Raw genomic sequence first — 26729 nt, forward strand, 5'->3', positions numbered from 1 at the left:
TTGAAAGGTTAAATATCCAGATTTTCCGCGAAGGCTGCCCGGTCTTGAATAAACCGGAAGCGGGCTTCCGGTTTTGTGCCCATCAACGCGTCCACGGCATCACGGGTGCCTTCGAAATCGACGTCGTCGATCTCGACTTTCAGCAGCATCCGCTTGGCCGGGTCCATGGTGGTTTCCTTCAACTGGGCTGGCATCATTTCGCCGAGACCTTTGAAGCGACCGATTTCGACTTTCTTGCCTTTGAAGGTGGTTTCCATCAGTTCGGCACGGTGGGCGTCGTCGCGGGCATAGACCGTCTTTGCGCCCTGCCGGATCACGTAGAGCGGCGGCACGGCGAGATAGAGATGATTGCCCCGGATCAGTTCCGGCATTTCCTGATAGAAAAACGTGATCAGAAGTGAAGCGATATGGGCGCCGTCCACATCGGCATCGGTCATGATGACGATGCGCTCATAGCGCAGGTCTTCATCACGATATTTGGTGCGGGTGCCACAGCCAAGCGCCTGGATCAGGTCCGCGATCTGCTGGTTGGCCATCAGCTTTTCACGGCTGGCGCTCCCGACATTGAGGATCTTGCCGCGCAAGGGCAGAATGGCCTGGTTGGAGCGATTACGGGCCTGCTTGGCAGAGCCGCCAGCCGAATCTCCCTCAACGATGAACAGTTCCGCGCCCTCGGCGGTGTTCTGGGCGCAATCCGCCAGCTTGCCGGGCAGGCGCAGCTTGCGCACCGCGGTCTTTCGGTTGACTTCCTTTTCCTTGCGCCGCCGCAGCCGTTCCTCGGCCCGCTCGATCACCCAGTCCAACAGCTTGGCTGCTTCATTCGGATTGTCAGCCAGATAATGGTCGAACGGATCGCGCAGGGCGTTTTCGACCAGACGCTGCGCCTCGACCGTCGCCAGCTTGTCCTTGGTCTGACCGACAAATTCCGGTTCGCGGATGAAAACCGACAACATGCCGACCGCCGAAATCATCACGTCATCGGTGCTGATTTGCTGGGCACGCTTGTTCTGGGTCAGTTCGGCATAATTCTTCAAGCCTTTGGTCAGCGCAATGCGCAAACCGGCCTCATGCGTGCCGCCTTCTGGGGTCGGAATGGTGTTGCAATAGGAATGAACCTGCGGATCGCCGCCATACCAGGTGATCGCCCATTCCATCGCGCCATGGCCGCCGGTCTTTTCGGTCTTGCCGGCAAAAATTTCGCGGGTGACGGTAAATTCCTTGCCCAGGGTCGCGGCCAGATAATCCTTCAACCCGCCGGGGAAGTGAAACACTGCCTTATCCGGGATGTCGCCGCCGGTGGTCAGGATCGCCGGATCGCAGGACCAGCGGATTTCCACGCCGCCGAACAGATAGGCCTTGGAGCGGGCCATGCGGAAAATCCGGCCCGGATCGAATTTCGCGTGATCACCGAAGATCTGCGGATCGGGGTGAAAGCGCACCCGCGTACCACGCCGGTTATGGACATCGCCCAATTCTTCCAACCCGCCCAGCGGCACGCCGCGCGAAAACCGCTGGCGATAGAGCTTGCGATTGCGGGCCACTTCCACTTCCAGCAGATCAGACAGCGCATTGACGACGGATACGCCGACCCCGTGCAAGCCACCGGAAGTCTCATAGGCCTTGCCGTCGAATTTGCCGCCCGCATGCAGCTTGGTCATGATCACTTCAAGGGTGGATTTGCCCGGAACCTGCGGATGCAGCTCGACGGGAATGCCGCGACCATTGTCGGAAACCGTCAGAAAGCCTTCGGCATCCAGATGGACATCGATGAAATTGGCATGGCCTGCCACCGCCTCGTCCATCGAATTGTCGATCACCTCGGCAAACAGATGGTGCAGGGCCTTTTCGTCCGTGCCGCCGATATACATGCCGGGACGCATCCGCACCGGCTCCAGCCCTTCCAGAACACGGATGGAGGACGCGCCATAATCGTCGGGATTGCCAGTGGAGGCGGGCGTGGCTGAGCCGAAAGCCACTGCCTTGGCCGGGGTTTCCGGCTGGGCGGCAGTAACAGTCGTGGCACTAGCCGCCGCCACATCGGCAGCACCTTTCTGCGTCTTCGCCGCCTTGGGGGGCGTCGACGGCAGGGCAGCGAAAAGGTCGTTGTTATCGTCCATGATCTTGTCTGTCATTTGCTTGTGGTCTTCAGCGGAGCACCGTGAAGAATTCTGTCTCGCGATAGGGCATGTGCCCGTCAGTCTCTGGCCCGTGCAGCACAGTTTCCGGTTTGTTCCTGATTAGCGCATATTCTCGGCAACAATCAACCGATTGCGTTCAAGTACGCCCATTCCTTTATTGCCTGTTGCGGCAAGGACGCGGGAGAATTATGTCGCACTTGGTCAAACCATGTCCATTCAGCCTGTTTTCAAGGAAAACTTTTGCGTTTCTCGTGACGGCGTGGCAAGGCTGCGCCGTTAAGGAGACCTGATCCCGATGCGGATGTCCACAGTTCATTTGTTCGCCCCCGTGGTTCTGGCCGCTCTTTGCTCGGTCGCCAGCTCTTTGCCTGCAACGAGTGCGCCCGCCTTTAGCCTCAAACCGTTCAAGGACGAGCTGTTTTCCGGCCAGACCGTGCTGGAAAGCCGCGACAAGGGCGATTTCCAGACCATTGACTATCAGGAAATGCGCGACATCAATGGCCGCGACGAAATTCCTGAGCGCCGGGTCAAATCCGCCTACGTCTCGCTTGGTGTGCGTCACCAGCAAAAGGACGAGACGCTGGATCTCGGTGATGCCGGCAAGCTGGACGTAACGAGGACCGGACCTGCTGATGGTGCAGCCTTCACGGTGATCTTCATTCACGGCCGGGGCGGGGACCGCCGCCTTGGAGCCGATGACTACAAATTCGGCGGCAATTTCAACCGGCTGAAAAATCTCGCCAGCGACAATGGTGGAACCTATTACGCACCTTCCGTGCGATCCTTCGACCAATCGGGGGTAACGCAGGTCGCCGCTCTGATCGATTATGCCTCGGCCCATTCCGGTGGGCGTCCGGTGGTGGTGTCCTGCGCGTCCATGGGCAGTTTCATCTGTTGGGGCCTGACCCGTGACGAGCGAATCGTTGCCAAACTGTCCGGCATGGCCATTCTGGGCGGAGCCAGCGATCCGGATTTTACTGCCAGTGCGGCCTTCAAACGCAAGCTGCCGATGTGGTTTACCCATGGCAGCCGCGACAGCGTCTACGCCGCTGGCGACCAGATCGCGCTTTACGAACGCCTGCACCGCACCGGCTATCCAACCCGTTTCACGTTGTTTCTGACCGGTTCTCATGGGACGCCGGTGCGCATGACCGACTGGCGCGCCGTTCTCAACTGGCTGATCCGCTAGAAACTCCTGTTTTTGGGAGCGCCGGGTTTCAGTTCTCCCTGGCAAATTCCAGATCGAGCTGCGTTGACCCGCTCACGCAGACACGATTGCGCCCGCTGCGCTTTGCCTCGTAAAGGGCCGCGTCGGCGCGGTTCAGCAGGTCTTCCAATGAAGCTGTTGCCGTGGGGCCTTCCGCTACGCCCAGACTTGCTGTTGTCACCTGGCCCCTGCCTTTGCCCAAGTGCGGGATGTTCATGCACTCGATGGCCTGGCGGATGGCCTCTGCTATCGCACAGGCGGTGTCGACATCGGTATTTGGCAGCAAAACGAGCATTTCCTCGCCGCCGTAGCGAAAGGCGAAGCCTTTTTCACCGGCATTGTCGCGAATACACTGGCTGACGGTGCGCAGACATTCATCCCCTTCCAGATGGCCATGCACATCGTTGTAAAGCTTGAAATCATCGATATCGAGCATGATGGCGCAAACATGTTTTGCCGGCATTTTGCCTTTCCACATGTCGGTCGCAACCTGCACCAGCGAGCGACGGTTCAGCAGTCCGCTCAACTCGTCACGGGCGGCATTGTGTTCCAATTGCTGTTGCAGCAGGCCGGCGCGCAGCCTGTTGAGGAAATTCATTCGATCGGCATGTTCGAGAAAATAGGCACCGAGCGCCAGGAAAATTGCGATTGTGATGTAGAAACTGATCAGCCCGCTATAGGTGATGTCGTCGAACGAGCCGTTCAGCTTTGCGGTTTTCAGCAGTACGCCGCACATCAGCGTCAGGCCGATCACCACGATATGAAACCGTGGCCGCAGCGCAATGACGAAGAACAGGAAAGCCGCGACATTGCCGTTCTGATAAACAAACATGTACGGACTTTGGCTGTAGATTGCGACCGACATCGGCAGGAGAATGCTGAGTGTGCCTATTCCCAGCGACAGAAGTTCGTAATTAAGGGCCGTGCGCCAGCGTCTGACGGCAAGCACGCTTATAATTGCGAAAGGCGTGAAGATCCCGAAGCGTACGATCAGCAGTTTGTCGAACACATCGGCCATCATCGTCGCGTCACCGATGAAAACGGCGTCGTAGATAAGCGTGCCGACCACTGCCCAGAATGGTGTCAGCTTGACGCGATGGGCGACATATTCTTGAAGAAATTCCGATTCTAAGGCAGGGCTGAACCGCAACGCCGGGAAGCCGCGGGCAATTTGCCGGTCGATGGCTTCAAGGGATACGGTGGCCATTGCGGCTCTCCGGTTGGCTAAGGGGAAACAAGCTTTCCGCATACGCCGAAACGTGGCTTTGGAGAAGCGTCGGCGTTAAGAAATATCAAAACAATTTAAAAGTCTTGCGAAGAACGAATCTGTTAAACAGGCCGCCCAGGATTTGGTTCAAGAGTTTGGCAGCATCGGATTGAAACAGAGAGACTCGAATCTTTTCTTGTTTTCATTTGTCTTTTCGGAAAATCAGTCTCCCATTTTTCCTAGAAAAATCTCTGTTTTAATCCCTAAAATCACAGGGTTAAGTTGCCATCCTGCATGAATTAACGGCATGTTGCATTGCAACTTGCCTTTTTTGCCGCCACGTCCTTTTATAGGGTGTCTATAGCCTGTCGCGTTCAACTGGAATCAGTTGAACGATAACGGACATGCGGAAAATAAAACAAAGCGCGACATCGTTGAATTCAATGGAATACGCCGCGCTTTAATGTGGAAGATTATTGTTTATGATTTCCCTGGTGTCGGTTGAGGCGCGAAAAAGCGGTTTCCGGCGGATCAGGGTCATGGAATCAGGGTGGGTTGGATCGATATGACACCAGATGTACGTCCGCTTGTTGCGGGCAATTGGAAGATGAACGGAACCCGCGACGCGCTTGATCAGATCAAGGCGATGGCCGAAGGCGTGAAAGGACCGCTCAGCGAAAAAGTGGACAGTCTGATTTGCCCGCCGGCCACGCTGCTTTACGTGGCAACCGCGCTCTGCGACGACAGTCCGCTGCTTATTGGTGCGCAGGATTGCCATCAGAATGCGTCTGGTGCCCATACCGGTGACATTTCGGCGGAAATGGTCGCCGATTGCTTCGGAACTCATGTCATTGTCGGTCACTCCGAACGCCGTACCGATCACGCAGAAACCGATCATCTGGTGCGCGCCAAAGCGGTTGCGGCTCATGCGGCGGAACTGACGGCCATCATCTGCATTGGCGAGACCGCCGATCAGCGCAAAGCAGGGCAGACGCTGGATATTCTCAAGCGTCAGCTCGCCGGTTCCGTGCCGGACGAAGCGCTCGCCGAAGATACGGTCATTGCCTATGAGCCCGTCTGGGCGATCGGCACCGGCGTGACGCCAACTATCGCTGACGTGACCGAGGCCCATGCGTTCATGCGGGCCGAGTTGACGCGCCGGTTAGGTAATGAGGGGGCTAAAATGCGAATCCTCTACGGCGGTTCTGTCAAGCCCTCGAATGCCAGGGAACTGATGGGCGTTGCCAATGTGGATGGTGCGCTGATTGGTGGCGCTAGCTTGAAAGCCGCTGATTTCCTTGCCATATACGGTGTCTATTCGGATTTGACGGCCTGATCTTTGTTGAAAAGGGCTTTCTTTGCGGCGGCTCCTCGTGTAGAGAGCCGCCGAATGTTGTTTTGACTTGGCCCTACGTGGGCAGGATGGATCGTCCATGCAGACCGTACTGATCGTCATTCACCTCATAATCGTGATTTCGCTTGTCGGCGTCGTGCTGATCCAGCGGTCCGAAGGCGGCGGGCTTGGGATCGGCGGCGGCTCAGGCTTCATGTCGGCACGCGGCGCGGCCAATGCCCTGACCCGGACAACGGCTATCCTGGCGACGCTGTTTTTCATCACGTCGCTCGGACTTGGCATATTGTCGCGCTTCGAGGCAAAGCCGACCGATATTCTCAATCGTATTCCGGCTGGCCAGCAGGCACCTTCAGGCAATATTCTTGACCAGCTGCCTGGCGCACCGGCGACAGCTCCTGCCAATGGCGGCGCGCAGGCACCAGCCAATGGCGCTGCGACAACGCCCGCACCGGCCCAGCCCGGCGCTGTTCCGACCGGCAACTGATCGGTCTGGTTCGTCTTCGCTCCGGCGGACTTAAACAGTCCGCCGGTTTTTCTTTGTGTGTATTGTCGCCGGTGTAAAAATAACGCTGGCGGAATCAGAATCGAAACGGTATCCGGTGAAGCCCATGGCGCGATATGTATTCATCACAGGCGGCGTGGTTTCCTCTCTTGGTAAGGGAATAGCGGCTGCGGCACTCGGGGCTTTGTTACAGGCACGCGGTTACCGCGTGCGGCTGCGCAAACTGGACCCCTATCTCAACGTTGACCCGGGCACCATGAGCCCGACTCAGCACGGTGAAGTCTTCGTCACCGACGACGGCGCAGAGACGGATCTCGATCTCGGACATTACGAACGCTTCACAGGGCGCTCGGCCACCAAGACCGATAACATCACCACCGGACGGATCTACAAGAACATTATCGACAAGGAACGGCGCGGCGATTATCTCGGCGCAACGGTTCAGGTCATTCCGCATGTCACCAACGAGATCAAGGACTTCATCGTTGAGGGCAATAGCGACTATGATTTCGTGATCTGCGAAATTGGCGGCACGGTGGGCGACATCGAAGCCATGCCTTTCGTGGAAGCCATTCGCCAGCTGGGCAATGAGCTGCCACGCGGCAATGCGATCTATGTGCATTTGACGCTGATGCCTTACATTCCGGCGGCTGGCGAGTTGAAGACCAAGCCAACCCAGCATTCCGTCAAGGAATTGCAGGCTCTTGGCATTCATCCTGACATTCTGCTGGTGCGTGCGGATCGTGAGATTCCGGAACCGGAACGCCGCAAGCTGTCGCTGTTTTGCAATGTGCGTCCATCGGCGGTCATTCAGGCGCTGGATGTTGCCAATATCTATGACGTTCCCATGGCCTACCACAAGGAAGGGCTGGACAATGAGGTTCTGGCCGCCTTTGGTATCGAACCGGCTCCCAAGCCGCGTCTTGAGGCATGGGAAGAGGTTTCAAACCGCATCCGCACTCCGGAAGGCGAGGTTACCATTGCCATCGTTGGCAAATATACCGGCCTGAAGGATGCTTACAAGTCGCTGATCGAAGCGCTTCACCATGGCGGCATTGCCAACCGCGTGAAGGTAAAACTCGAGTGGATCGAATCCGAGGTCTTCGAGAAGGAAGATCCGGCTCCTTACCTCGAAAAAGTGCATGGCATTCTGGTACCCGGCGGCTTTGGCGAGCGCGGGTCTGAAGGCAAGATTCTGGCTGCGCAATTTGCCCGTGAGCGCAAGGTTCCTTACTTCGGTATCTGCTTTGGTATGCAGATGGCCGTGGTGGAAGCGGCCCGCCATCTGGCAGGTATCGAGCAGGCCTCATCGACTGAATTTGGTCAGACATCGGAGCCGGTCGTCGGCCTGATGACCGAATGGATGAAGGGCAATGAGCTTGAGAAGCGTTCTGCTGCTGGTAATCTTGGCGGTACCATGCGTCTTGGAGCCTATAAGGCAGCCCTGAAAAAAGATTCGCGGATTGCCGACATTTATGGCTCTACCGAGATTTCCGAGCGTCACCGCCATCGCTATGAAGTGAATGTGGATTACAAGCAACGGCTTGAAGACTGCGGTCTGGTGTTTGCAGGCATGTCGCCTGATGGGCTGCTGCCGGAGACGGTGGAATATCCCGATCACCCATGGTTCGTCGGCGTGCAGTATCACCCGGAACTCAAGTCCCGACCGCTGGACCCTCATCCATTGTTCAAGAGCTTCGTGGAAGCGGCTCTGGAGCAAAGCCGGCTCGTTTGAGGCCGGCAAATATCAGGACAATACAGACAAAACCCGCCCGCAAGGCGGGTTTTGCTTTTGGACGGCGGAAAAGATAAAATCGGCTCGGAACACTGTCTTTGCTCCATCGCAAAACCCTATTCTACATTCAAACATTGACAGCAAAATGCGTATCGAATTTCCGCGATGAGTGCGAAAGCTGATCTGGATGCTCAAACGTTTACTTTTCCAAGCTTCACTGACTCTGTTCATGGCACTCTCCCTGGAAAGTGCGCATGCTCAGTCCTGGCAGACTATTGATCCGGCGTTGGCTGGATGGAATGTCGACAGGCTGAAAGCTGCTCAGGATTATTCCACTCGGTTGAAACCGACAGCCGTTATGGTGGTTCAGGATGGAAAGGTCATTGCGCGTTGGGGTGACGTTTCACGCAAAGTGAACGTGGCGTCGATCCGGAAGAGCTTATTGGGTGCGCTTTACGGAATTGCGATATCCGAGGGCCGCATAAACCTTGAGAACACGCTTGAGAATCTGAAGATTGATGACAAGCCTCCGGCCCTTACCGCTGCAGAAAAACAAGCGACTATCCGTGACTTGCTTATGGCAAGGTCAGGGGTTTACCATCCTGCAGCCTCCGAAACCGACGAGATGCGGAGCAAACGGCCAGAACGTGGAAGCCATGCACCGGGCTCGTTCTGGTGGTACAACAACTGGGATTTCAATGCCCTCGGCACGATCTATCGCCAGCAGACAGGCGAGGATATTTTCCAGAGCTTTGCACAGCGCATAGCTGCGCCGATCGGCATGGAGGATTTCTCGACGCGTGACGGCCATTATGTAACCGTTGCGCAATCGGAGCATCCTGCTTTCCCGGTCAATCTCAGCGCCAGGGATGCCGCTCGATTTGGTCAGCTTTATCTGGATGCCGGTCGATGGAGCAGCAAGCAGGTCATTCCCGGATCATGGGTCAAGGATTCAACAAGGCCTTACTCCCAAACCGATCGGGGAAGCATGGGCTATGGCTATCTCTGGTGGACATTGAACCCTGCCGTATTCGGGGACGGAGCGGCGCTGGCATCCGGCTATGGGGGGCAAGCTATAGCAATTGTCCCTCAAAAACGTTTGGTCGTTGTCCAGGTTGTCGACGCTTCACAAAATCCCAAAGGCATTCGAACAAGCCATTTCGTGGCCATGCTACAAATCCTCGCGACGGCTGCTCCTTAGGGCATTGAACCAGGATCTGGAAAATGAGCAATGGACCTTCCTTTCTTGGCTTTCCCATGCGGCTTTCCGAGGGATGTAAACCCGCAATAGTGATTGTCGGCGCTGGTCACGGCAGCACCTATCCCGGACAGGATAGCGGCGGTCACGGCTTGGCTCCGGAGGCTATCCGCATTGCCAGCCAGGAAGATGCGGGATTGATCGACCATTGGGATTTCGATCTCGGTGGTCCGCTTTTCGATAACAAAGCGGCTTGCTGCATTGATGTCGGTAATATCTCGACGATCATGCACGATAATTTTGGTAATCGAACCAGAATCGAGGCGAAAACACGGGAGATCTTGGCGTCTTCGGCTGTTCCGGTAGTATTGGGTGGCGATGATTCCATCCCCATTCCCTTTATCTCTGGCTTTTCGCAGCACGGTCCTGTCTGGGTGCTGCAAATCGATGCCCATATTGATTGGCGCGACGACATAGATGGCGAACGGTATGGCTATTCGAGCCCGATGCGCCGGATCAGTGAAATGCCGCATGTTGCTGGCATCGTGCAGGTCGGCATGCGCGGCGTCGGTAGCGCAGCTATTACCGAAATTGAGGCGGCGCAGCAGTATGGCAGTCGCATAATAACCTCTCGCACAGTTCACGCTCAGGGTATCGAATCTGTGCTCCAGCACATCCCGGAGGGCGCACAAACCATCATCACTCTCGACTGCGACGGTCTCGATCCCTCGGTCATGCCGGGTGTGAGGGCTCGGACGCCTGGCGGTCTTACATATACCCAGGTCATCGACGTAATCGGGGGGATCGGCAAGCGGGGAAGAATTGCCGGGTTCGATGTCGTCGAACTCTATCCTCCCGCTGACATTGATAACCTCTCCGCTTTGACCGCCGCACGTCTTGTCGTCAATGTCATTGGCGCCATCGTTCGCCAGGGATGAAATTGGCGCCTGCCGCTAAAAATTGAACTTTAAAAACACAAAACCCCGGAGTTGCGCTCCGGGGTTTTGTTCATCTTCAGATATTCAATCGCTGTCAGCTAAACCGGCCTGCCGCATGAGCGAGCATGGTATAAACCTTGCCAGTATCGGATGTCAGATAGGACTGGGTGATCGACTTGTCGCGGTCGGTGCGGGCCACGTCGGACAACAGCTTTTCGAAATCGGCGATATAACGGTCGACAGCGGTGCGGAATTCCGGCTCGCGGTCGTATTTACGCTTGATCTCATCGAAAGTCTGCTGGCCCTTCAGCGTGTAGAGGCGACGGGTGAAGACGTCGCGCTCGCCGCGCTGGTAACGGCGCCACAGGTCGACCGAGGCATCGTGATCGATGGCCCGGGCAATATCAACCGAAAGCGAATTCAGCGATTCGACCATGTGGCGTGGGTTGCGGCTGTCATTGCTGCGTGGTGCCTCCCCAGCTGGGCGAGCGGCGCGGGCAGGCGAGGTGATCGTCTGTTCCTCACGCGAAGCGCCGCGCAACAGGTCGCTGATCCAGCCACCGGAGCCTTCGCCAGCAGCGGATGATGGCTGTTCATTTTGCAGGCTGCCACGCAGGCCAAGCGGATTGGCGGCAGGGCGTGGAGCTTGCTGGACTGGTGCCGCCGAAATTGCCGGGCGGGCAGGCGCGGAGACCGGAGCCGGTGCGGGCTGTGAAACCGGTGCATGGGCCTGAACCGTCGGTGCTGGGCGAGCCGGTTGCGGCTGAACAGCAGCAGGGGCCGGGGCAGCAGCGCGAGGCGCTGGCGTGGAAATTTCCAGCTGCTGGGCGCTGCGGCCCACCAGTTGTGAAATATCCTGCAAGGCCTTGATCTGCTCGGCAACGGCACGACGCATGGCGCCGGCGCTTTCCTTGGCTTCTTCCGGCAGGTCGAACGCGCCGCGCTTCAGTTCGGTACGGGTCAGGTCAAGTTCCTGCCGGATTTCCTGGGCCGAACGACGGATCTCGTCGGTGGCACCGGAGAAGCGGCCAAGCGCATCCTCGACAGCCGACCGCACGGCTTCGCGCATTTGGTTGGCCGTGCCATCCGATTTCTGACCAGCCTCTGCCAGGATACGGTCGACATCGGCGAGCGATGATGACAGGCCACCGCGCAGGCGGTTTGCCAGCTCGCTGGAGCGCTTTTCCGCATCACCCAAGGTGCGTTCGATGGCGCGGGTGGCATCTTCACCAGCCGAGAGCAGTGAATCGCGCATGGAGCCAGCGGCGGACTTGGCTTTCTGTTCGGTCTCTCCAAGGATCTGGCCAATATCCGCAAAGGAGGTTTCAATCCCCTGACGCAGGTTTCCGGCCACCTGGCTCGAGCGCTGCTCAGCCTGACTGAAGGCGCCATCGACCATTCCGGCCAGCGACTTCATGGTATTCTCGATCTCTTCCGACCGCTTGACGATGCCGATGGAAAGATCGCGCAGGGCCTGCTGACGCTCTTCCAATGTACCGGCAAGGTTGGACTGCGCCGCGCCGAGCAATTCGGATGCCTGGCCAAGCACTTTCGCATGATCGCCGAACCGACCGACAATGCCCGTCACCTGAGACAGAGCCTGGTTGGAGACATTGGACAGCCGTTCCAGATTGCTTTCCAGCAACCGGCCAGACGTCGCCAAGACATCGGCGGCCTTGTGGGTGGTCGCGGCCAGCCGGTCAGTCGTTGCGCCAAACTGACGGTCGGCATTGGCCATGGACTGGGCGGCCTGTTCGACGACGGCATGCAGCGTCTGGTTGGTTTCGCTGATGCGGTCGATCATTTCGCCAGCGCTGGATGTCAGGCTGTTTTCCGCAGCATTCATCTGGCGAGCGGCTTCGGCGGCACGGGCTGCCAGAGCATCGGCCAGCTTGGCATTTTCCTGGCGCAGGCTGTGGGCGCTCTGGTCGGCGGCCTGGGCGATCCGTTCGACGGCATCGCGGCCAACCTGGGCATATTGCTCGACGGTCGGCTTGGCTTTTTCCTCGATCAGGCGCGCCAATTCCGACGTGCGGCCTGACAGCATTGAATTCAGCTCGCGGGTGCGCTCATCCAGCGTGGTGCGGATGGCATTGCCACGGGCATCCAGCGCCTTGTCGACGCTGTCGAGGGCGTCGGTCATGTCGCCGGTCGTTGCCGACAGCGCGGCGCGGATCGCCGTAGCGCGTTCTTCCAGGGCCTTTTCGGCATCGGTCAACGTGCCAGCGATGGCGCCTGCCTTGGCGGTAATGGTGGCTTCGGCTGCCGAAACCTTGCTGACGATGGCATCACCAGCGTCCGAGAAGCTTTGGGCGATCTGCGCGCCCTGGCCAGCGAGCCGGTTCTGAGTGTCGGAGATCCGGCGTGTGAGATCTTCCGCCTGTTCGCGCACCGAACGGGTGAATTCCTCGTTGCGGGCATTCATGGTCTCCGAGAATTCCTGGCCGGTCCGGCCCAGCAATTCGGCGGATTTCTGCGCCTCACTGTCGATCTCACGAGTGGCGCCGATAACGGCTTCGCGCAAGGAAGAGGCGAGACCTGCGGCCTTGCCCTCAATGGTGTTGTTCACGTTCTGCAAGCCGATATTCAGGGCGCGGTCCATGGTGGAGAGGCGCTCATCGATAACAGACGTGCGGCTGTCGAAAGTATCCGAGACGCGCTGCGTGGCATCGCCGAGTGTCTGCTCGATCCGCTGGGTTGCATCCGTGGTGACGCGCTCCAGGTCGGAAACCTTTTCGGAGAGTTTGGCGGCAACATTGTCACCGGCATTGCTGACCTTGAGGTCGACGCCTTCGAGGCTGCCCTGAATACGCTGTTCGAGACTGCCAAGGCTGGTCTCGATCCTTGCGCCTGTCTCGGACAACCGGTTGGCGACGCCGTCCAGCGAGCCTTCGACCCGTGTGGAGAATTCTTCTGCCGTGCGGCTGATTTCACGCGCAGCCTGACCGAATTCTCCGGCAATGGCGCCAGCCGAACCGCGCAGCCTGTCCTGAAGATCACGGCTTGAAGCGTCGATGGTGGAGCGCAGATTGTCCTGCTGTTCTTCCAGTGACATTTCCAGCATGCCAGCGCTGGCGGCGATCGACGCGCCGATGGCCATGCCCTGTTCGTTGAGGGTTTCTTCCAATCCGCTCCGCGCATTCTGCAGGGCACTGGTGATAGCATTGCCGCGCTCGTCCAGCGTCTGGCGCAGTCGATTGTGATTGTCTTCAAAAGTGGTTTCCAGCCGTGAAACACTGCCGGTAATGTCACTCTCGATCCTTGAGACGCCAGACCCCAATACCTGTTCAACCCGGTCGGTCGAGCGGCCAAAGACCTGTTCTACGCGGTCGGTGGATTGGCCAAGGGTTTCGGTCAAGCGGCTGGAATGGGCTTCCAGTGACTGTTCAAGGCGGCCCTGGTTTTCTTCGTAGGCGGCACGGATATCATCAGCCTTGTTGCCGAAGGCGAGCGCCATGCGCAGATCGGCTTCCGTAGCGGTATCCATGACCTGGTTGATACGGCTGTCGAGCATTTCGGCCAGACGACCGTGATTTGCTTCATAGGCTTCACGAATTTGGTCAGCCTTGGCGCCAAGTGCTTGCTGGACACGGCTATCGGCAAAGCCGACGGTTTCGATCAGCTGGCCAAGCTTGGCGTCAATGGTTCCAGCCAGTCTCGCTTCGCTATCTTCATAGACAGAGCGGATCGAATCAACCTTGCTGCCCAGTGCAAACTCGATGCGCATATCGGCTTCGGCAGCCACATCGCTGAGTTGCTCGACCTTGCTATCCAGGGTCTGCGTAAGGCGGGCTTGGCCCTCCTCATAGACGGCGCGGAGCTGGTCAGCCTTGGAGCCGAAGGCTTGCTCGATACGGCTGTCGGCAGTGCCGAGTGTCTCGGTCAGAGCGCCGAGCTTGGCATCGATTGTGCCGGAAAGGCGTGTTTCGCTCTCCTCGTAGACGGCGCGGATCGTGTCCATGCGATTGCCGAGCGCCAGTTCAATGCGCATGTCGGCATCGGAGGCAGCGTCGCTGATCTGTTCGATCTTGCTGTCGAGCGTGCGGGCAAGGCGAGCCTCGCTTTGCTCATAGGCCGAGAGAACCTGATCGGCCTTGGTGCCGAATGCCTGTTCGATGCGGACGTCTGCATTGCCGAGCGTCTCGGTCAGCGCGCCAAGCTTGGCGTCGATTGTGCCGGAAAGCCGTGTTTCGCTCTCCTCGTAAACGGCACGGATCGTGTCCATACGGTTGCCGAGCGCCAGTTCGATGCGCATGTCGGCGTCGGAGGCAGCGTCGCTGATCTGTTCGATCTTGCTGTCGAGCGTGCGGGCGAGACGGGCTTCACTTTGTTCATAGGCCGAGAGAACCTGATCGGCCTTGGTACCGAACGCCTGCTCGATGCGTACGTCTGCATTGCCGAGCGTCTCGGTCAAGGCGCCAAGCTTGGCATCGATGGTGGTGGCCAAACGGCTTTCGCTGTCTTCGTAGACGGCGCGGATCGTGTCCATGCGGTTGCCGAGCGCAAGCTCGATGCGCATGTCTGCTTCGCTCGCCGCATCGGTGATCTGGTCGACCTTGCCGTCGAGCGTCCGGGTAAGGCGCGCTTCGCTTTCTTCATAGGCCGCACGGATCGCATCGGCCTTGTTGCCGAAAGCAGCCTCGACACGGCTATCGACGGCGAGGGCCGTCTGTTCAAGCTGCTCGACCTTGGCATCGAGAACCGATGTCAACCGCTCATGGTTCGTCTCATAGGCGGCGCGAATCGCATCGGCCTTGTCGCTAAGAGCGGCCTCAATGCGGGCGTCGGCACCGTCGGCAGCCTCTATGATCGTCTGTGCCTTGCGGTCCAGCGTGTCGGCCAGACGGCTTTCGGAGGAGGTGACAGCTTCGACAATCCCGGAAGAGGCATTTTGCAGCAGGTCGGAAATGCGATCATGGCTGCCGGTGAGCTGGTTGATCACCGCTTCCGAACGGCTGCCCAGCGTTTCGTCAAAACGGGTCTGGCTGGTGTTGAGGGCTTCGGTCAAGGCTGTGCCACGCTCGGCCATGATCTGGTCGATACGGCTCTGGGCGTTGGAAATTGTTTCGTCCAGTTCACGACGGCGGCGCTCAAGGGCGTCCGCCAATTCCCGCGAATGGCTGGAAAGGGCTTCGTTCAACGCTTCCTGGTTGCCGCCAAGGGTTGCGGCCAGCGCGAAGGATTGATCGGTCATGGTATTGCCGAGACGGTCGATTGACGTCGTCAGCATCCCGTCAATGGCTTCCGAGCCGCCCGCCATGGTTTCATTGATGCGCAGCAGGCTTTCGTTCAGCTTGCTGTCCAGCGTGCCGGCACGCTGGTCGAAAGCGGTGGCGAATTCGGTCATCCGGTCATCGAACGTGGCGTTGATCTGACCAATGGTTGCCTGCATCCGGTCTTCAAACAGGCCGGAGCGGATGTCGATATCGACAAGCGCGTCTTCGGCATTGGTTTGCAGACTCTGGCGGAAGGTAACAGACTTTTCTTCAAGTGAGGCGTTGAGGCGAGACAGCGCAGTATCCAGGCTACCGCTGATCGTCGCTTCGCCCTGGGTGAAGCTCTGGGCGATTTCTCGGGTACGGGCGACCAGCGTTTCGTTCAACTGGCGGGCGCGGTCATTTAACGCAGCATTGAGCTTTTCGGTATTGGCATCCAGCGTCGAGGCGCGGGTCTCGAACTGGCGCAGAATTTCTTCGCCATGGGTAGACATGGAGCCGGTGAGAGCCTGCAAACGGGTGTCGAATTCGCTCGACAGCGAGAAGCCTGCGGCGCCCAGCGTCTGGACCATTTCGTCGGTCTTGGCGGTCAGCAGTGATCCAAGCGTCGTGGCGGCGGTGTTGGATTTCTCCATGATCGTTGCCGCGCGCATATCGATCATCGAGGCAAAAGCCTCGCCCGAAGTCGCCAGTCGAATACCGATTTCTTCTGTCGCCAGCGACAGATCTTCCTTCAACTGGTCATGGGCACCAACGATGGAGGAGCGGATGCGGTCGGCATGGTTGACGATGGCATCGCGTTCCGCCGACAATTCCTGCACCAGGCTGCGGACCCGAAGCTCGTTATCGGTATAGCTGCGCTCCAGCGCGGTCACCTCTGAATGAACCAGGGTTTCTAGTTCGGTGGCGCGGGCGATGGTGCGCTCGATGCCCTCGTTCATCGCCGAGACTTCACGGCGCACAGCCTGGCCGACCGACATGATGCGCTCGGAGGCGACGGTTTCCGGCTCGGACAGGCGCAAGGCAACTTCCGCCATGGAGCGGGCGGCATTGCGCATGTCCTGCGCCCGCGACATCATGATAGCAAAGGAAAAGAATACGAAGATCGGCAGGATAGTGCCGACGAGAATGGCGATAATGCCCGGATTGGCAAAAATGGCGGCCGCGCCGCCGCTCCAGATCTGCGAGCCATAGAGCAATTGCGACAGAGCAAGGCCACCAGCGCCCCAGAGTAGCGAAACGATAGTGGCATTGCGTAGCGCGCCGCCCATCGATCCGCCATCAAGCGATTTCAAGACAGCGGATGAACTGCGGCGGGAGGCATCGTTGGCAGGCGCAAGGGAAGGGGATCTCGGCGCGGGATCGGTGGGTGTCGCGGAAGCGGGTTTTGGGGCCTTGGCGGCTTTTGCCTGGGCGGCGGCCCGCATCCGTTCTTTTTCATGGGCTGTCGTATCCGCTTGCGGCGCGGAGGTCCGTGGTGCAGGCTTGGTCTGTCTCGGTGTGTCGGACACTGTTGCCTCCGCCGCTACAGGCGCGGGGCCACGCACTGGCGTATCGTCTTCTTCCTCGAAGTCGATCCTCAGGGCTGCCTCGAGGGCCTGGAAAGCGCTATCGTCAATCGACTCGCTTGTCTTTTTGGTCGCCATAGGTACGCCTCGCTTACGCCTACTCAGGCCGCATTGCCCGACCGGATTGCTTATAAGGCCCGGCAAACGCGGCTAACACCTTAATCATCCAGTCCCCGCACCCATTTGGCCGGTTTTCCCGGCCATCCGGACTGAATTTCGGCAGATCTCCACGGATTTGCGCATAATGCCCTGGGCTGCAATGGTCATCCATAGCACTACAGGGACTAGCAGCAAAGCCTTGAGGTAATCTGCCTTTCTACCCGTTCCGTAGTGACACATTCCCGATACTGTTACAATTAACGGCACGGCTTATCCCAAAGAGATATCAGGCTTATTAACACAATTTAAAGGATCTCAGGTCGGGAAAACACATAATCTGACGGCCTTTAACGGAAATTAACCATAAGTAGAAATATCCGGAGACGTCTGGCCCGAATTTAACCCCAATCCCACGATTGACAACCATCCTGAATATGAGAACCGTATCATAACAAAAAGGATCTAAAGGGTCATGGCTGCCGTCAACATCGCTTTCGAAGCTCCAGAAGTACAATCCGGACTGAGCCCGTCCAAGGCAAGGCCGATCGATCTGGTCCATCTTGCCACGCAAACCATGGGCGACAAGGCCTTGGAAATCGAGGTTTTGCAGATGTTTGCAAAGCAGGCGCGCAGCTGTCTGCAGGGTCTCGCCAATGCGTCCGCTGATCCGGTTGCCATCGCCCATCGCCTGAAGGGTGCAGCCAGCGCCGTCGGTGCGTTCAAGGTCGCAGACGCTGCTGCCGAAGTCGAAGGCAAGGGCCCTGATGCAGCCCGGATTGCGGCGATTACCGCAACTGTCGTTGAAGCCGAGCACTTCATTCTGAAGCTTTGCCGTATCTGAACGGTCGTGACGTATCCGCGCCAGTCGAGGCTTTCAGGTTGCTATGCACCGGTTGACTGGTATGCGGATTTGTCAGAAGACTGCGCGCCTGACGGCTGCGCCGGCCGCTGATATCAGCGGCCTTGTTCATCCGGCCAGATTATCGTCTTTGTCTTCATCACCGCGATGTGCTGACCGTTGCGCGCGGTGTGCTCTTCAAGCCCCGGATAGATCCCATGACCCAGTTGACCATTGTTGCCTTTGATGGCACCCGCTTTGACCTTGATGCCGCCGATGGCTCGACCGTGATGGAAAATGCCGTGCGCAATTCTGTTCCCGGTATTGATGCCGAATGCGGCGGCGCCTGCGCCTGCGCCACCTGTCATGTCTATGTCGATGAGGCCTGGGTGGAGAAGACCGGCGGTCCGGCGCCAATGGAAGAGGACATGCTGGATTTCGCAACTGATGTGCGGCCCAATTCCAGACTTTCCTGTCAAATCAAGATCGCCCCGGCGCTGGCCGGTCTTGTTGTGCATGTGCCGGAGCGCCAAGGGTAATCCACGCAGCCGTTTTTCTGCTGTGAAAAGCGCACACATCTCGCAGGACTGTATCGAAGACGCTGGCTCTATCAGTCGTGATGGGCTTGCTTCTTCGTGTAGCGATATTTCAGCAGCCTCATGATCCGGTCGTTGAAATTAACCGCTTCGATCCGGTCGAACCGCAACTGGTCGGCGTCATGTTCCTGCGTTACCTGATCCGTCAACACTGAGACCTCTTCCTGAAGCTCTTCGCAGGAGGCAGCGCTGGGCATAGCTTTTAACTTTTGATCGAGGTCGCGGGCGTGCTGCACGGCGATTTCGGCATGGCGGGATTCGTGGCGATTGATATCGGCCGATAATGTATCCCAGATCAATCCCAGTTGCGGATTGGCCGAGCCGCGGTTTTTCCAGCGCGGCACAATCACCTTGATCGACACCGTCACCTTGATATTGCCAATGGCACAGCGGCCCTGATGACGCACATAGTCCATGGTGCCGCCAAAACGGATGCGGGTCGCGCCCGGGTGCCGGGTTCCGGTGCTGACCGTGTGCGGGCCTTTGCGCTCCAGTTCGTGGTCGAGATCAGTGGCTGTCCGCCCGCCAATCGGGAAATAGACGGTCGATTTGCGAACAATGGTTTCTGCCTGCGCCATGCCTGTCGTGCCGATAACTGAGAGAACCATGCAGGAGACAATCACGCGGGAGACGAGCGCGGCACAAACCAGAGTGCCTTTTCTTTTGGCCATTGAACGTATCCACGACATTGAACTTGGTCCCGGTTTGGGGCATACAGCGCCGACATCGACCTGATGTGCCAGCCATTCTGAACAACCCTTGTTTTTCAAGGTGATCTTCACTGCGAATTTCAGCCGTTTCAAGGAAAGGCCGCATAAATCCCCAAACCCGATCGGATTTAAGGAAATATGCAGCTGGCATAAAGTGTTACGGCCAGTCTTGTTGCCTTGTATATGGCGCACTGCGCCGTATCGGCAACGGTCTTTTCTGCAAGGCGTGGGGAAACAGCGTGAAGATCTCAACTCAGCAATGGCATCTGGCGCATGGCCGCAGCCTGACGCTCGGGTCTCAGGCCCGCCTGATGGCGATCGTCAATGTCACGCCGGATTCGTTTTCGGATGGCGGCGCCCATTCCAGCCCTGATGAGACCCTGCGCTTTGCGCTGCAATGTCTCGAGGATGGCGCTGATATCCTCGATATCGGTGGCGAATCGACGCGGCCGGGGGCCGATTCCGTCTCAGCGGCCCAGGAACAGGACCGCATTCTGCCGGTCATCGAAGCATTGGCGCGCGACACCGATGCGCTGATCTCGGTGGATACTTATCGGGCTGAGACGGCGCGGCTGGCGCTGGCCGCTGGTGCCCATATCGTCAACGATGTGCATGGCTTGCAGCGCGAACCGGAGATTGCCGATGTGGCTGCCGCGGCCAGGGCAGGACTCTGCATCATGCATACCGGTCGGGGCCGCGACGTGCTGGCCGATCCGATTGCCGATCAGCGGCTGTTTTTCGAAAGCTCGCTTGCTATCGCCCGTAATGCAGCTGTAGCAGCAGAAACGATTGTGCTCGATCCCGGATTCGGCTTTGCCAAGGAAACCGTGGAGGCAAATATCGGTCTGATGGCGCGCTGTCATGAATTGCTCGATCTGGGCTATCCGTTGTTGGTGGGGACATCGCGCAAGCGCTTCCTTGGCACGTTGACCGGGCGCGACGCGGCGGGGCGCGATGCGGCAACGGCGGCAAGCTCGGTTCTGCTAAGGCTACAGGGGGCTGCCATATTCAGAGTACATGATGTAAGGACAAATCGCGATGCCTTGGCAGTGGCGGATGCAATGCTAACCATGGCCCCCGATGACGGGCCCGCCGCGCAGGCGCGGCTGCGGGAAGGACGGATCGATGGCTGATACCTATACAATTACCCTGAAGAATTGCGGGTTTTTCGCCCGGCACGGCCTACATGAGCAGGAGAAATTTCTGGGCCAGCGGTTTTTCATCGATGCCGAACTGGAGCTGCGGTTTTCCTCGGCTCTGGAAACCGATGAACTGGCCGGAACGGTGGATTATGGCGTAGCCTTCAACCTCATCGAAGAAATCGTCACCGGCAAGCGGCGCTATCTGATCGAGGCTTTGGCGCTGGATATCGCCAAATCGCTCTGTGAGAGGTTCGAACAGATTCTGCGTGCGAAAATCACTGTGCGCAAGCCGAGCGCGCCGATTACCGGCATGCTCGATTATGTCGAGGTTTCCGTTGACCATCATCGATAAGCGCGCCCCGGTGATCGCAGCGCTCGGGCTGGGTGGCAATATCGGCGATCCCGCGCACGCCATGGCAGCGGCACTGAAAGCCCTGGATGAGCGCCCGGATTGCACGGTGCTGGCCGTCTCGCGGCTTTACCGCACGCCGCCCTGGGGAAAGCTGGATCAGGCGGATTTTTTCAATAGTTGTGCGCTGGTGCGCACCACATTGCCGCCATCCGCGCTGCTTTCGGTCTGTCTGGAGCTTGAGCGGGTGATGAAACGCGAGCGTCGGGAGCGTTGGGGGCCGCGCACGCTCGATATCGATATTCTGCTCTATGGTAACCAAAATATCGAGGAGGATCACCTGTCGATCCCGCATCCGCGCATGGTGCAGCGGGCTTTCGTCCTTCAGCCGCTCTGCGATATCGGCAGCGACCTTGTGGTAGAGGGCAGATCGGTGGCCGACTGGCTAGGGCAGGCGGATGCCCATGATATCGTCGTCGCCGATACCGATCCACTCTGGTGGAAGAGGGGCTGATACCTAGAGTCTGTAAGGTTCATACTGAACCAGGCGAACTCCAGATTCTTTTGTTTTCGTTTGTCTTTTCGGAAAAACTGGGTTCCACTTTTCCCTGACAAACTCTGGAGGCGTTGAAGATCGCGCTTGGTATTCCTTCATAGGAAAAGGCCGACAAAGCTCCGAATTTGTCGACCTCTTTAGTAGAACCTACTAACTTATGGAAAAGCCGCTTCTACTGCATAATTCCTTAAATGGGAGGAGGAAATAATGCAGTAGATTTAACGTGTTACAGCGTCCTTTGTGCGTTTTGACGCATGACGCTGTAGCGGTTCAAACCTCCACCTTCGGTGCAGGCCTTGAATTTATGGCCGCTGCGGCTTGCAGGGAGCCTTGGAACCCACGCCGCAGGTTGTCATCGGGTCCACCGATTTGCCGCGATGCTGTTTTGCCGCTTTTTGAGGAGGCAGCTTGTTTTGATGCGCGCGCTCGTGGTTGGCAGCTTTCTTCTGTACTGGTTTGCCAGGCTTCGATTGGCAATCGCTCATGCCGCCCTTAACGCAACGATCGCTGTTCGGTGCCTGGGCAAAGCCCTGGTTAGCAGAGAGGATCAGGGCAGAGGCAAGGGCAAGGCTGGTGAGAAAACGGGTCAATGGATCTTCCTATTCTGTCGCTTACACATAAGACGCCGGTAGGCGGATAGTCGATGATACGAAGTGCTTACTATAACATAATTGGTAGGTATAACAGCTTATTTTTAAATCTCGAACCGAAGGGATAATTTCGAATTCAGTGAAAATCAGTTCGAGAACAACCAAAAGTCGCATCTTTTGGCGGTAAAATTGGCTGCATACAGCATGGTTCCTGCCGCCCGAGCAAGCGGGGCGGCAGGGTCGTTAAGCTGTGCAGTTTCTTACTCGGCAGCCTCCGCATACTCGCTCATCGGCGGGCAGGTGCAGACCAGATTGCGGTCGCCGTAGACATTGTCCACGCGGTTGACGGAGGACCAGTATTTGTCCACGCGGAACGCGCCCGGTGGGTAGCAGGCCTGATCGCGGCTGTAGGGACGATCCCATTCGCCAACCAGATCTTCCACCGTATGCGGTGCGTTTTTCAGCGGGTTGTTGGTCTTGTCCATCCGGCCATCTTCAATGGCGCGGGCTTCTTCGCGGATGGCCAGCATGGCGGTGCAGAAGCGGTCCAGTTCGGCTTTGGTTTCCGATTCTGTTGGCTCGATCATCAGCGTGCCAGCCACCGGCCAGCTCATGGTGGGGGCGTGGAAGCCGCAATCGATCAGGCGCTTGGCAACGTCGTCCACGGTTACACCAGCGCTGTCGGCCAGCGGGCGGGTGTCGATGATGCACTCGTGCGCCACCCGGCCAGAAGCCGAGGTGTAGAGCACATCATAGGCCCCGGTGAGGCGGGCGGCGATGTAGTTGGCGTTGAGGATGGCAACCTTGGTGGCCTGCGTTAAGCCTTCGCCACCCATCATCAGGCAGTAGGACCAGCTGATGGGAAGGATGGACGGTGAGCCGTAAGGAGCTGCTGACACAGCGCCCGAGCGACCATCGGTTTCCACATGACCGGGCAGGTAAGGGGTCAGATGGGCTTTGACGCCAATCGGACCCATGCCGGGACCGCCACCGCCGTGCGGAATGCAGAAGGTCTTGTGCAGGTTAAGGTGGGAAACGTCCGAGCCAATATCACCGGGGCGGGAAATGCCGACCATAGCGTTCATATTGGCACCGTCGAGATAGACCTGCCCGCCATGGGCATGGGTGATCTCGCAGATTTCCCGCACGGTTTCTTCAAACACGCCATGGGTGGAGGGGTAGGTGATCATGCAGCAAGACAGGTTTGCAGAATGCTGTTCTGCCTTGGCGCGGAAATCAGCCAGATCCACATCGCCATTGTCCAGCGCCTTGACGGGAACCACCAACATGCCCGCCATCTGGGCAGATGCCGGGTTGGTGCCATGGGCCGATGTTGGAATGAGGCAGACGGTGCGGTGCGTATCGCCCTTGGCGAGGTGATAGTTGCGGATGGACAGAAGACCCGCATATTCACCTTGCGCGCCAGAGTTTGGCTGCATCGAAATCGCATCATAGCCGGTGACGGCGCAGAGCTTTTCCGAGAGATCGTCAATCATTTCCTTATAGCCCAAGGCCTGATCGGCTGGGGCGAAGGGGTGGATGTCGGAAAATTCCGGCCAGGTGATTGGCAGCATTTCGGCTGTGGCGTTCAGCTTCATGGTGCAGGAGCCAAGCGGAATCATCGCCCGGTCCAGCGCCAGATCGCGGTCTGACAGGCGGCGGATGTAGCGTGTCATTTCGCTTTCCGCGCGGTTCATGTGGAAGATCGGATGGGTCAGGTATTGGCTGGTGCGCAGCAGGCTGGTGGGCAGGCGATAATCCGGGGTGAAATCACCCACCGCGAAATTGCCGCCAAAGGCACGCCAAACGGCTTCCAGCGTGGCAGGGCGGGTGCGCTCATCCAGCGAGATGCCGATTTTTGTGGTGCCGACTTTGCGCAAGTTTACGCCCTCGGCCACAGCTGCGCGCAGGATCAGACCCTGCATATGGCCCACTTCCAGCGTGATGGTGTCGAAAAAGGTTTCTGGCTCAATGGTAAAGCCAAGCTTTTCCAAGCCCTTGGCCAGCAGCACGGTTTTCTGATGCACCTGCTGGGCAATGGCCTTCAAGCCCTGTGGACCATGGAACACCGCATACATCGAGGCCATTACCGCCAGCAGCACTTGGGCAGTGCAGATGTTGGATGTGGCCTTTTCGCGACGGATATGCTGCTCGCGCGTCTGGAGCGACAGGCGATAGGCGCGGTTGCCGCGCGAATCCACCGATACGCCGACGAGACGGCCCGGCATGGAGCGCTTGATGGCATCCTTTACTGCCATATAGGCCGCGTGCGGACCACCATAGCCCACCGGAACGCCAAAGCGCTGGCTGGAGCCAATGGCAATATCTGCACCCATTTCACCGGGGGATTTCAGCAGGAGCAGCGCCAGCGGATCAGCCGCCACGGCGGCAATGGCTTGGGCATTGTGCAGGGCGTTGATCAGCGGGGTAAAATCGCTGACATGGCCGTGGGTGCCGGGATATTGAAACAGCGCACCAAACACTTCGCCGGGGTTGAGATCGGTGAAGGGATTTCCAACCACGACCCCCCAGCCCAAAGGCTCGGCGCGGGTCTGGATCACGGCAATGGTCTGCGGATGGCAATTGGCATCAACAAAGAAGGCCTTGGCCTTGGATTTTGCCACGCGCTCCGCCATGGCCATGGCTTCGGCAGCAGCGGTTGCCTCATCCAGCAACGAGGCGTTGGCCACGTCCAGACCTGTCAGATCGCAGATCATGGTCTGGAAGTTGAGCAGCGCTTCCAAGCGCCCTTGGGAGATTTCTGGCTGGTAAGGCGTATAGGCCGTATACCACGCCGGGTTTTCCAGAATGTTGCGCTGGATGACGGGCGGCGTGATGGTGCCGTAATAGCCCTGACCGATCAGTGAGGTCAAAGCCTTGTTCTTGTTGGCGGTTTCGCGCAGCTTGTCCAGCGCTTCGCGCTCGCTCATGGCCTTGCCCCACACCAGCGGCGCGGATTGGCGAATAGAGGCGGGAACGGTTGCAGCAATCAACCCGTCGAGGCTGTCATAGCCAACGACCTTCAGCATCTCATCCATTTCAGCCGGAGAGGGGCCGATGTGGCGGCGATTGGCAAAATCGTAGGGCTGGTAATCGGTAAACTGGAATTCTGTGGGCGTGGTCATGCGATCAGCTCGTTGTAAGCGGCTTCGTTCAGGAGGGTTTCGGCATCAGCGGGGTTGGCAAGCTTGAGCTTGAAAAACCAGCCAGCACCACGTGGATCGGAATTGACCAGCGATGGATCATCGACAATCGCCTGATTGATCTCGGTCACTTCGCCATCCAGCGGACAATAAACGTCGGACGCAGCCTTGACGCTTTCAACCGTTGCGGCCTGAGCGTCTTTTTCAAAGGTGCTACCGACTTCTGGCAGCTCTACAAACACCAGATCGCCAAGCTGTTCAGCGGCGTGGGCGGTAATGCCAACAATGGCGATATCGCCTTCAATTTGCAGCCATTCATGTTCAGAGGTGAATTTCAACATGGGTCTCTCCGGAGATTTAGCGTTTGTAGGTGGGTGTAATGAAAGGCAGGGCAGCAACGGCAACTGGCAGGTATTTGCCGCGCACTTCTGCAAAAAGCTGGGTGCCAACGCTGGCGTGATCGGCAAGCACATAGCCCATGGCAACGGGGCCTTCGACAGTCGGTCCAAAGCCGCCAGACGTGACTTCGCCAACCTCAACCTTGCCCTCGGCGTCCGTAAACAGCTTGGAATGGCCGCGCACAGGGGCTTTGCCTTCGGGCTTCAGGCCAACGCGGCGGCGGGCAGGACTGTTTGCCAATTCCGCCAGAATGCGCTCCGATCCCGGAAAGCCACCTTCGCGGTCACCGCCAGCGCGGCGGGCTTTTTGAATGCCCCATTCAATCGCGCCTTCCACCGGGCTGGTGGTGGTATCAATGTCGTTGCCATAGAGGCAAAGGCCAGCTTCCAGCCGCAGGGAATCGCGGGCGCCAAGGCCAATCGGCTGACAATCCGGATGATCCAGCAGCACTTTGGCAAGCGCTTCGGCCTTATCCGCTGGCACAGAGATTTCAAAGCCATCCTCACCGGAATAGCCAGAGCGCGAGACGATGCAGAGCGTATCCAAAAGCGGAATTTCGCGCACATCCATAAACTTCATGCCGGAGACGCCAGCCCAAAGCTCACCAAGAACAGCCTCGGCACGCGGGCCTTGCAGCGCTAGAAGGGCGCGGTCTTCCAGAACCTCAATGGTGCAACTCTCCGCAAGATGCGTCCGCATATGGGCAATATCGGCATCCTTACAGGCCGCATTGACCACCACAAACAGATGATCGCCGCGATTGGTGATCATCAGATCATCGAGAATGCCGCCTTCAGCATTGGTGAAGAAACCATAGCGCTGGCGACCTTCTTTGAGGGCCAGAATATCCACCGGAACCAGTGTTTCCAGCGCAAGCGCCGCATCTTCCACCTTGCCGGATTTTGGCTTCAGCAGAACTTGCCCCATGTGGGACACATCAAACAGGCCAGCGTTGGCGCGGGTGTGCAAATGCTCTTTCAACACGCCTGCGGGATATTGCACCGGCATGTCATAGCCAGCAAAACCCACCATGCGGGCACCAAGCAACAGGTGAAGATCATAAAGGGTGGTGCGTTTGAGGGCGAGATGGTCGTCCAAGAGGCGTCTCCACTGTCATGCGCAGCGCGCATAGGCTCAAATTCAGGCACGGCTGTGCCGGTTCATGAGCCCCCTCTGTCCGTTTGCCTGAGATTGTTATCCCTTCGGCGCGGCCTGATTTTGCAATCAAACCTCTCTCCAGAGTG

19 protein-coding genes are annotated in these 26729 nt (G+C 58.2%); 11 read left to right on the forward strand and 8 right to left on the reverse strand.

Features of this window, described 5'->3' with window-relative positions; translation table 11 throughout:
• Positions 1 to 8: 8 nt before the first annotated feature.
• Positions 9 to 2132, reverse strand: coding sequence for a DNA topoisomerase IV subunit B (gene parE / locus FS819_RS07125; protein ID WP_409050039.1), 2124 nt, complete (start codon positions 2130 to 2132; stop codon positions 9 to 11).
• A gap of 301 nt (positions 2133 to 2433) precedes the next feature.
• Here parE and FS819_RS07130 point away from each other — a divergent pair, with 301 nt between their 5' ends.
• Positions 2434 to 3327: an alpha/beta hydrolase gene (locus FS819_RS07130; RefSeq protein ID WP_156547757.1), complete on the forward strand. Its 894-nt coding sequence runs from the start codon at positions 2434 to 2436 to the stop codon at positions 3325 to 3327.
• Positions 3328 to 3355: 28 nt separating this feature from the next.
• On the opposite strand, the gene FS819_RS07135 is transcribed toward FS819_RS07130, so the two are convergent.
• Positions 3356 to 4552, reverse strand: coding sequence for a GGDEF domain-containing protein (locus tag FS819_RS07135; protein ID WP_156547756.1), 1197 nt, complete (start codon positions 4550 to 4552; stop codon positions 3356 to 3358).
• A gap of 565 nt (positions 4553 to 5117) precedes the next feature.
• Here FS819_RS07135 and tpiA point away from each other — a divergent pair.
• The 5 genes from tpiA to FS819_RS07160 all read left to right on the forward strand — a co-directional run bounded on the left by tpiA (position 5118) and on the right by FS819_RS07160 (position 10279).
• Positions 5118 to 5888, forward strand: a complete 771-nt coding sequence (gene tpiA / locus FS819_RS07140) for a triose-phosphate isomerase (RefSeq protein WP_070164696.1) — start codon at positions 5118 to 5120, stop codon at positions 5886 to 5888.
• A 97-nt stretch (positions 5889 to 5985) separates the two neighbouring features.
• Positions 5986 to 6390, forward strand: coding sequence for a preprotein translocase subunit SecG (secG, locus tag FS819_RS07145; protein WP_070164697.1), 405 nt, complete (start codon positions 5986 to 5988; stop codon positions 6388 to 6390).
• Positions 6391 to 6505: 115 nt separating this feature from the next.
• Positions 6506 to 8143 carry a CTP synthase gene (pyrG, locus tag FS819_RS07150; protein WP_322192632.1) on the forward strand — a complete coding sequence of 546 codons (1638 nt, stop codon included), beginning with the start codon at positions 6506 to 6508 and terminating at the stop codon, positions 8141 to 8143.
• Positions 8144 to 8330: 187 nt separating this feature from the next.
• A complete protein-coding gene (locus FS819_RS07155) occupies positions 8331 to 9344 on the forward strand; it encodes a serine hydrolase domain-containing protein (protein ID WP_234624409.1) in 1014 nt (337 codons plus the stop codon).
• 23 nt (positions 9345 to 9367) lie between these two features.
• Positions 9368 to 10279: an agmatinase gene (locus FS819_RS07160; protein WP_156547754.1), complete on the forward strand. Its 912-nt coding sequence runs from the start codon at positions 9368 to 9370 to the stop codon at positions 10277 to 10279.
• Positions 10280 to 10373: 94 nt separating this feature from the next.
• Here the strand turns inward: FS819_RS07160 and FS819_RS07165 are convergent, their stop codons facing one another.
• Complete coding sequence (locus FS819_RS07165; protein WP_156547753.1) at positions 10374 to 17141, reverse strand: apolipoprotein A-IV repeat region-like domain-containing protein; 6768 nt, start codon at positions 17139 to 17141, stop codon at positions 10374 to 10376.
• Positions 17142 to 17634: 493 nt separating this feature from the next.
• On the opposite strand from FS819_RS07165, the gene FS819_RS07170 reads away from it, so the two are divergent.
• Together FS819_RS07170 and FS819_RS07175 are read left to right on the forward strand one after the other, a co-directional pair.
• A complete protein-coding gene (locus FS819_RS07170) occupies positions 17635 to 18003 on the forward strand; it encodes an Hpt domain-containing protein (protein WP_156547752.1) in 369 nt (122 codons plus the stop codon).
• A gap of 215 nt (positions 18004 to 18218) precedes the next feature.
• Positions 18219 to 18539, forward strand: a complete 321-nt coding sequence (locus tag FS819_RS07175) for a 2Fe-2S iron-sulfur cluster-binding protein (protein WP_015916026.1) — start codon at positions 18219 to 18221, stop codon at positions 18537 to 18539.
• A 71-nt stretch (positions 18540 to 18610) separates the two neighbouring features.
• Here FS819_RS07175 and FS819_RS07180 read toward each other — a convergent pair whose 3' ends face one another.
• Positions 18611 to 19267, reverse strand: coding sequence for a DUF922 domain-containing Zn-dependent protease (locus FS819_RS07180; RefSeq protein ID WP_234624410.1), 657 nt, complete (start codon positions 19265 to 19267; stop codon positions 18611 to 18613).
• A 278-nt stretch (positions 19268 to 19545) separates the two neighbouring features.
• Between FS819_RS07180 and folP the strand changes: the two genes are divergently transcribed.
• The 3 genes from folP (at position 19546) to folK (ending at position 21311) form a co-directional block, all read left to right on the forward strand.
• The gene (gene folP, locus FS819_RS07185) at positions 19546 to 20439 is read left to right on the forward strand and encodes a dihydropteroate synthase (RefSeq protein ID WP_234624411.1); all 894 of its coding nucleotides are present in this window, start codon (positions 19546 to 19548) and stop codon (positions 20437 to 20439) included.
• Positions 20432 to 20800, forward strand: a complete 369-nt coding sequence (gene folB, locus FS819_RS07190) for a dihydroneopterin aldolase (protein ID WP_015916029.1) — start codon at positions 20432 to 20434, stop codon at positions 20798 to 20800. The genes folP and folB overlap by 8 nt, the downstream gene beginning before the upstream one ends.
• Positions 20801 to 20861: 61 nt before the next feature.
• Positions 20862 to 21311, forward strand: coding sequence for a 2-amino-4-hydroxy-6-hydroxymethyldihydropteridine diphosphokinase (gene folK / locus FS819_RS07195; RefSeq protein ID WP_234624438.1), 450 nt, complete (start codon positions 20862 to 20864; stop codon positions 21309 to 21311).
• Between the two features lie 344 nt (positions 21312 to 21655).
• Here the strand turns inward: folK and FS819_RS07200 are convergent, their stop codons facing one another.
• The 4 genes from FS819_RS07200 to gcvT form a co-directional block, all read right to left on the reverse strand.
• Entirely contained in the window at positions 21656 to 21943 is a 288-nt protein-coding gene (locus FS819_RS07200) for a hypothetical protein (protein ID WP_060717005.1), read from the reverse strand.
• A gap of 260 nt (positions 21944 to 22203) precedes the next feature.
• Positions 22204 to 25068 (reverse strand): aminomethyl-transferring glycine dehydrogenase, encoded by a 2865-nt coding sequence (gene gcvP, locus FS819_RS07205; RefSeq protein WP_156547749.1) that lies wholly within the window; start codon positions 25066 to 25068, stop codon positions 22204 to 22206.
• Positions 25065 to 25427 (reverse strand): glycine cleavage system protein GcvH, encoded by a 363-nt coding sequence (gcvH, locus tag FS819_RS07210; RefSeq protein WP_156547748.1) that lies wholly within the window; start codon positions 25425 to 25427, stop codon positions 25065 to 25067. Before gcvH ends, gcvP begins: the two co-directional genes overlap by 4 nt.
• Before the next feature lie 16 nt (positions 25428 to 25443).
• Positions 25444 to 26583 carry a glycine cleavage system aminomethyltransferase GcvT gene (gcvT, locus tag FS819_RS07215; protein ID WP_156547747.1) on the reverse strand — a complete coding sequence of 380 codons (1140 nt, stop codon included), beginning with the start codon at positions 26581 to 26583 and terminating at the stop codon, positions 25444 to 25446.
• Between the last annotated feature and the right edge of the window lie 146 nt (positions 26584 to 26729).

The sequence above is a fragment of the Allorhizobium sp. Av2 genome (assembly GCF_021462805.2).
Lineage (GTDB): Bacteria > Pseudomonadota > Alphaproteobacteria > Rhizobiales > Rhizobiaceae > Allorhizobium > Allorhizobium vitis_G.

Coding starts and splice junctions, on each gene's coding strand:
- FS819_RS07155 (WP_234624409.1), top strand. CDS start 8,331: ATGCTCAAACGTTTACTTTTCCAAGCTTCACTGACTCTGTTCATGGCA.
- FS819_RS07175 (WP_015916026.1), top strand. CDS start 18,219: ATGACCCAGTTGACCATTGTTGCCTTTGATGGCACCCGCTTTGACCTT.
- secG (WP_070164697.1), top strand. CDS start 5,986: ATGCAGACCGTACTGATCGTCATTCACCTCATAATCGTGATTTCGCTT.
- FS819_RS07165 (WP_156547753.1), bottom strand. CDS start 17,141: ATGGCGACCAAAAAGACAAGCGAGTCGATTGACGATAGCGCTTTCCAG.
- FS819_RS07160 (WP_156547754.1), top strand. CDS start 9,368: ATGAGCAATGGACCTTCCTTTCTTGGCTTTCCCATGCGGCTTTCCGAG.
- folB (WP_015916029.1), top strand. CDS start 20,432: ATGGCTGATACCTATACAATTACCCTGAAGAATTGCGGGTTTTTCGCC.
- gcvP (WP_156547749.1), bottom strand. CDS start 25,068: ATGACCACGCCCACAGAATTCCAGTTTACCGATTACCAGCCCTACGAT.
- FS819_RS07170 (WP_156547752.1), top strand. CDS start 17,635: ATGGCTGCCGTCAACATCGCTTTCGAAGCTCCAGAAGTACAATCCGGA.
- gcvH (WP_156547748.1), bottom strand. CDS start 25,427: ATGTTGAAATTCACCTCTGAACATGAATGGCTGCAAATTGAAGGCGAT.
- tpiA (WP_070164696.1), top strand. CDS start 5,118: ATGACACCAGATGTACGTCCGCTTGTTGCGGGCAATTGGAAGATGAAC.
- folK (WP_234624438.1), top strand. CDS start 20,862: ATGGCAGCGGCACTGAAAGCCCTGGATGAGCGCCCGGATTGCACGGTG.
- parE (WP_409050039.1), bottom strand. CDS start 2,132: ATGACAGACAAGATCATGGACGATAACAACGACCTTTTCGCTGCCCTG.
- FS819_RS07180 (WP_234624410.1), bottom strand. CDS start 19,267: ATGGCCAAAAGAAAAGGCACTCTGGTTTGTGCCGCGCTCGTCTCCCGC.
- FS819_RS07130 (WP_156547757.1), top strand. CDS start 2,434: ATGCGGATGTCCACAGTTCATTTGTTCGCCCCCGTGGTTCTGGCCGCT.
- FS819_RS07135 (WP_156547756.1), bottom strand. CDS start 4,552: ATGGCCACCGTATCCCTTGAAGCCATCGACCGGCAAATTGCCCGCGGC.